This window comes from uncultured Flavobacterium sp., assembly GCF_963974175.1.
GTDB lineage: Bacteria > Bacteroidota > Bacteroidia > Flavobacteriales > Flavobacteriaceae > Flavobacterium.
The window spans coordinates 57,310-63,997 of record NZ_CAXBBR010000015.1 but is presented as its reverse complement, the minus strand read 5'-3'; the positions used below and the strand labels follow the sequence as shown (position 1 = coordinate 63,997).

The following is a 6,688-nucleotide window of genomic DNA, read 5'->3' as shown; positions in this document are numbered from 1 at the left end:
TCATCAAATAAATAAGTTGATGTAGCACTTCCGTCTCCTGCTGTTCCTAAATCAAATATGAAAACTATATTGTCATTTAAATTGTTTACTCCAGCTACTCCAGTAAAATCAAAACTCAATTCTTGCCAAGCATTTGCTGCTGTAACTCCTACTGATTCTTTTTCGAATGCTGCTCCAGCTCCTTCAAATTTTAATAAAAGTTTTTTACCCGCAACTGGAGACCAAACTTTTATCTTAATTAGTTTCTTTGTTGAAAAATCAACTGCTGATGCCATTACTATTTTAGCACCTGCCCACGGTTGACCTGCGCCTTTTACCATTTGAGCCACAGTAGCACTTGTGTTTATTCCTGTGCTATGAGGATTAGCAATTTTTGTTACTGCTCCTCCGTCAAAACCTACAAACGAATAAGCAATCGTTGAAGATTCAAAATCCATTGGTAATGTAGGAGCAGTACTTGTTGTACTACCACCTGTTGTACCCGATTTTGCAGAAAAAGTTATATTGTCAAAATAACAAACGTTCTCTGTAGTTCTTGCCTGAAAGTCAGGAAAAACTATTATTTGATCAATAATCCCTGTCGCACCTTTACCAATACTTCCTGACATGTCGAATGTTAATTCTTCCCACTCATTAATTTTGGTGTTTTTTACTTTAACCTCTGGTTGTGCTTCACCATTCGATTCGGCAAACTTTATTCCCACATCACTAATGATGGGTTTGTATACCATTACTTTAACAATACAATTACTAAGGCTAAAGGTAAAGCTACCAATACCATTTACACCCGATGCATGCGCAGATTCACATCCTGCATATGGTGCTGCTCCAGCAGCTGTAGACAAAGCAGTAAATTTACCTACTGTTCCAGAAGTATTAATTCCCGTTTTAAATGGATTTACTACTTTCTCATATCCTAATCCACCACCGTTTTCAAAACTAGCAAAAGACCAGGTAGATCCATTTTCTCCAGACTCAAATGAAATAGGTGCATTTTGTGAAAATCCTATTGCAAATAAAAGAAGGAAAAAAGTTAAAGTAATTTTTTTCATAATATTAGTTGTTTAATTATTCTCAAATCTATGAATCTATTGTACTCACTTGCTTGAAATTGCGTATCGAAAAACCATACAACTATGAGATTAAAAAACTGTTACTTAAACGCTATAAATAAAGGTATAACCCGCAGTTAACGAATTCTGAAATAGAGATTTTGCAGTTGATATTTCAGTTTATGTTGTGGTGATGTATAGGTAAATAGTAAATACTTATTAAAATAAAGTTAGCATATATCTATCTTTTTAAGCTTAAAAAAATAAAATCAATAAAAAAAACCGTAAAAAATTACATTAATACTACTGGCCAAACAAAAAAAATCCCTTGTCGTATTATTATAAATAAGGGACTTTAAATAAATTTGAGACTAAGTTATCTATTACCCAAAAACTCTCTAAGGATTGTTCCCCAAAGACAATTCTATTGGCTGATTTTTGATTTGTCACATAAAAACGAAGTATTAATTCAACATAAATCAAAACCAGTGTGTGGCTTAATTAGTGTCGAAGTATTGATCAAAGGGAAAGCGATTGTAGATTATTATATTTGTTTCGTATATTTACTTTAAAAGGAAGTTCAAATAAAAACCGAGAAGAAATGAAACTAAACGCCAAAATTATAGCGCTATTTATGGGACTATTTTTATTTTCTTGTTCCCCTGATACTATCGACCAAAATATGGAAACAACAACTGTTTCAGATTCATCTTTATCCAAAAAATCCAATAACGGCAAAACCGCTACTCCAATAGTTTGGAATTTCAATGATTTAACAGGATGGGAAGATGCTACTCAAGTTGGGCTTACAAATTACTGGATAGAAGACGGTAACCTTACTATTTTTACAAACGCAAACACTTGGGAAAGAACTAAAATCAAAACCATTTCGACTTATACAACTGGTACTTACACCTGGAGAATATTTATCCCAGAAATGGGTGTTGGAGATATGGCGAGTCTAGGTGCATTTTTATATAACAATGACACTCACGAAATTGATTTTGAAGTAGGTTACGGAAAACAGACTATTCGCGAGCAATTAAATGCCGAAGCAGACGATCTAATTGTATACATGACTTCACAAGGAAATCCCTTTCAGTCTTTTAATACAAAAATAAAAAGAGGACAATGGCACACTTTATCAATACAACTGACATTAAACTCAAGTCGGAAGTACCAAGTGAATTGGAATATCAATGGGGAACTTGCTGCAGCAACTCAGCTTAATTATGGGGCTAAAAGCAAATTTAAGATATTTTGCAGTCTAGAAAACCTAACGTTTATTGGGGATCATATTCCCTTCACCCAGAATCAGGCTCTTTTTGATTCTGTCGAATACAATAGTAAATAAAAAAATCCCGTTTGATTACTCAAACGGGATTTTTAGATGTTTTAGAACAGCGTTCTTATAGTTCAAAAGCTCTTTTAGGATTGTTGTCCAACAATAATTCCATTGGGTTCTCTAAAGCTTCTTTAACAGCAACTAAGAAACCAACAGACTCACGACCGTCGATAATTCTATGATCATATGAAAGTGCCACATACATCATTGGGTGAATTTCCACTTTACCGTTTACCGCAATTGGACGCTCGATAATGTTGTGCATTCCTAGAATTCCTGATTGTGGAGGATTGATAATAGGTGTAGACAACATAGAACCAAATACACCACCATTAGTGATAGTAAAAGTTCCACCAGTCATATCATCAACAGTAATTTGTCCATCACGCGCTCTAATAGCTAATCTTTTGATATCTGCTTCTACACCACGGAAAGTTAAATTTTCTGCATTACGAACAACAGGAACCATTAATCCTTTTGGTCCAGAAACTGCGATTGAGATATCACAAAAATCATAAGCAATTTTATAATCACCATCCATCATAGAGTTAACATCTGGATATAATTTTAATGCTCTTGTAACCGCTTTTGTAAAGAAAGACATGTATCCTAAACCAACACCTGCGTGTTTTGCTTTGAATGCTTCTTTGTACTCGTTACGAATCAAGTTGATAGGCGTCATGTTTACTTCATTGAAAGTAGTTAACATGGCTGTTTCGTTTTTGGCAGCCACTAAACGTTCTGCTACTTTACGACGCAACATTGATAATTTTGTACGCTCAGATCCACGGCTTCCTCCTGTAGGAGTTCCCATAGATGGTGTAGCATTTACAGCATCATCTTTAGTGATTCTTCCGTCTTTACCAGTTCCTGTTACAGATGCTGGAGCGATATTTTTTTCGTCTAATATTTTTCTTGCTGCTGGAGATGGTGTTCCTGAAGCATATGTTGCCGCTGGTGCTGCTGCTACTGGAGCTGGAGCCGCTTTTGGCGCTTCAGCAACTGGAGCTGCTGCTGGTGCAGGAGCTGACCCTTCTGGTTTAGCTGCTGCTGTATCAATTAAGCAAACTACTGCTCCTACTGCTACTGCATCGCCTTCCTCTGCTTTTAATGTGATAATCCCACTAGCTTCCGCAGGTAATTCCAGAGTAGCTTTATCAGAGTCAACCTCAGCAATTGCTTGGTCTTTCTCTACATAATCTCCGTCTTTTACTAACCAAGTTGCAATTTCAACTTCCTTTATAGATTCCCCTGGTGATGGGACTTTCATTTCTAAAATCATCTTGTATAATTTTTAAATTATGAATTTTATTGTTTGAATTGTTTTAGCAACAATTACTGTTTGTTCTGTGTTTGTATTTTTAGCCCTGATGGAAGCGGCATCCTTTTTATTTTTTCTTTAAAAATAAAAAGATACAGCGAACAGCAGGAAATAGCTTCTAATTATTAAATAAATCTTTATCAAAAACCATTCGTATTGCATCTGCTTGACGACGTTTTGCTCTTGTAGAGCTTCCAGCAGCTGATGCAGAATAAGCTTTTAATGACGCTAATCTCCATTTAACTAAATTGAAGTTCATCAACATAAAGCTGTATGCCCCCATGTTTTTTGGTTCTTCTTGTGCCCAAACGTAATCGTCAACATTTGGATATTTTGCAATGATTGCTTTTAACTGCTCAACTGGTAATGGGAATAATTGTTCTATTCTTACTACTGCTACATCGTTACGTCCGTTTTTCTCTCTTTCGGCTGTAATGTCATAATAGAATTTCCCTGTACAGAAAACTAGTGATTTAACATCTGCTTTGTTTACTGAATCGTCATCGATCGTTTCTTGAAAACTTCCGTTTTCTAATTCTTCAATAGTAGACACACATCGTGGATCACGCAACAAACTCTTAGGTGTAAACACGATAAGTGGCTTGCGGAATTTCGTTTTCATTTGTCTTCTCAACAAGTGAAAGAAGTTAGCAGGCGTTGTACAATCAGCAACAAACATGTTTTGTCTTGCACAAAGTTGTAAGTAACGCTCCATTCTTCCTGAGGAATGCTCTGCTCCTTGTCCTTCATATCCATGAGGCAACAATAATACAATTCCGTTTTGGTTGTTCCATTTGTCTTCTCCACATGAAATATATTGGTCAATCATAATTTGGGCTCCATTACTGAAATCTCCAAATTGTGCTTCCCATATTGTCAATGTATTTGGGTTTGCTAATGCATATCCGTAATCAAATCCTAAAACTCCGTATTCAGACAATAGTGAGTTAAAAATATTGAAATTACCTTTTTTCCCCTCTAGTCTACTTATTAACGTTACTTCTTCTTCAGAGTCTTCAACTTTTACCACCGCATGACGGTGAGAAAAAGTTCCGCGTTCTACATCTTGTCCAGATATACGAACATCAAATCCTTCTTGTAACAACGACCCATAAGCTAAATGCTCAGCCATTCCCCAATCCAACTTGTTTGTTTCGAAAAACATTGTCTTTCTGTCGTTGATTAGCTTTTGGATTTTGTTGATGAACTTTTTATCCGTTGGCAAATTACAAACAGCATCAGCAACTTGCGTCAACCCAGCTCTTGAGTAAGAAGTATCAACATTTTGAAGCATTTGTACATCAGTAACCTGCTCAAAACCTAACCATTCATTTTTCATAAATGGAGTAATGATTGTTAAGGCTTTCTTACGAGAGGCCTCTAAATTCATTTCTAGATCAGACTTATATTCTTTTTCAAGCTCTTTTACATAAGTAGCATCAATTACTCCTTCTGCAATCAATTTTTCAGCATAAAGATCTCTAGGATTTTTATGTTTTGCTATAATTTTATATAATACTGGTTGTGTAAAACGAGGCTCATCTCCTTCGTTATGACCGTATTTTCTATATCCTAGTAAGTCAATAAATACATCACGTCCAAATTGCATTCTGAAATCTAATGCAAAAGACATAGCGTGTACTACTGCTTCAGGATCATCTGCATTTACGTGCAATACTGGTGACAAAGTTACTTTGGCTACATCAGTACAATAAGTAGAAGAACGTGCATCTAAGTAATTAGTAGTAAAACCAACTTGATTATTAATTACGATATGAATCGTTCCGCCCGTTTTGTATCCGTCAAGTTGAGCCATTTGGATAATTTCATAAAGAATACCTTGACCTGCAATCGCAGCATCACCGTGAACGGCGATAGGTAATACTTTAGAAAAATCATTAGGGAAATATTTATCTTGTTTGGCTCTTGTAATTCCTTCAATTACCGCACCTACTGTTTCAAGGTGTGAAGGATTTGGAGCTAAATTGATATTAATTTTCTTTCCTGTACTTGTTATTTTGTCTGCTGTTAAACCAAGGTGGTACTTAACATCTCCGTCAAAATACTCTTGATCATAATCTTTACCGTCAAACTCTCCGAAAATATCTTGAGTAGATTTCCCAAATATGTTTGCCAATATATTCAAACGACCACGGTGTGCCATACCCATTACAAATTGTTCCACTCCCATTTCGGCAGCTTTTTCAATTAAAGTATCAAGGGCTGGAATTATCGATTCTCCACCTTCCAGTGAAAAACGTTTTTGACCAACGTATTTTGTGTGTAAGAAGTTCTCAAAAGAGACTGCTTCATTTAATTTATTTAGGATTGATTTCTTTTGATCAATTGAAAAATTAGGTTGATTGTCATTAACTCCTAATTTATCTTGTATCCATAGAACAATCTCCGGTTTTCTGATATACATATACTCAACACCAATATGTTGACAATATATAGTATCCAGGTGTTTAATAATTTCAGTAAGTGTAGAAGGTACTTTGCCTACTATTTTACCTGCGTCAAAAACAGTGTTTAAATCCGCTGATGAAAGTCCAAAATTAGTGATATCAAGGGAAGGCTCAAAAATCCTTCTGTCTCTTACGGGATTCGTTTTTGTAAACAAATGTCCACGAGTACGGTATCCTTCAATCAGTTTTAATACATTAAATTCCTTATGAAGTTTTTGCGAAATTTGATCATAGTCCAAATTTCCAGCAGAAGAGCTGGCAGGGCTTTGTACTGGGTTTTCCCCATTGTAAGTTTCCATACCAAAGTCGAAACCTTGAAAGAAACTTCTCCAACTTGGCTCTACGCTATCTGGGTTATCTAGGTACTGATCGTATAATTGTGCGAAAAATTCTGTATGTGCTGCGTTTAGAAATGAAAACCTATCCATAATATTAGTGAATATACTTTTTGTTAAAATAGTTTCGCAAAAGTACAATAATCCGCTAAATTTATATTTACTTT

4 protein-coding genes are annotated in these 6,688 nt (G+C 35.5%); 1 reads left to right on the top strand and 3 read right to left on the bottom strand.

Annotation, left to right across the window (positions count from 1 at the left end; genetic code table 11):
• Positions 1-1,052, bottom strand: a 1,052-nt coding sequence (locus AAC069_RS16485; protein WP_339921536.1) for a hypothetical protein, incomplete at its 3' end; no start/stop codon positions are given.
• 601 nt (positions 1,053-1,653) lie between these two features.
• Here AAC069_RS16485 and AAC069_RS16480 point away from each other — a divergent pair.
• Positions 1,654-2,406, top strand: coding sequence for a hypothetical protein (locus AAC069_RS16480; RefSeq protein ID WP_339921535.1), 753 nt, complete (start codon positions 1,654-1,656; stop codon positions 2,404-2,406).
• 55 nt (positions 2,407-2,461) lie between these two features.
• Here AAC069_RS16480 and odhB read toward each other — a convergent pair whose 3' ends face one another.
• Together odhB and AAC069_RS16470 are read right to left on the bottom strand one after the other, a co-directional pair.
• Positions 2,462-3,679 carry a 2-oxoglutarate dehydrogenase complex dihydrolipoyllysine-residue succinyltransferase gene (gene odhB, locus AAC069_RS16475; protein WP_339921534.1) on the bottom strand — a complete coding sequence of 406 codons (1,218 nt, stop codon included), beginning with the start codon at positions 3,677-3,679 and terminating at the stop codon, positions 2,462-2,464.
• A gap of 157 nt (positions 3,680-3,836) precedes the next feature.
• Positions 3,837-6,614, bottom strand: a complete 2,778-nt coding sequence (locus AAC069_RS16470; protein WP_339921533.1) for a 2-oxoglutarate dehydrogenase E1 component — start codon at positions 6,612-6,614, stop codon at positions 3,837-3,839.
• Positions 6,615-6,688: the final 74 nt, after the last annotated feature.

Excerpts from the sequence above, each read along its gene's own strand:
- AAC069_RS16480 (WP_339921535.1), top strand. The coding sequence starts at position 1,654 with ATGAAACTAAACGCCAAAATTATAGCGCTATTTATGGGACTATTTTTA.
- odhB (WP_339921534.1), bottom strand. The coding sequence starts at position 3,679 with ATGATTTTAGAAATGAAAGTCCCATCACCAGGGGAATCTATAAAGGAA.
- AAC069_RS16470 (WP_339921533.1), bottom strand. The coding sequence starts at position 6,614 with ATGGATAGGTTTTCATTTCTAAACGCAGCACATACAGAATTTTTCGCA.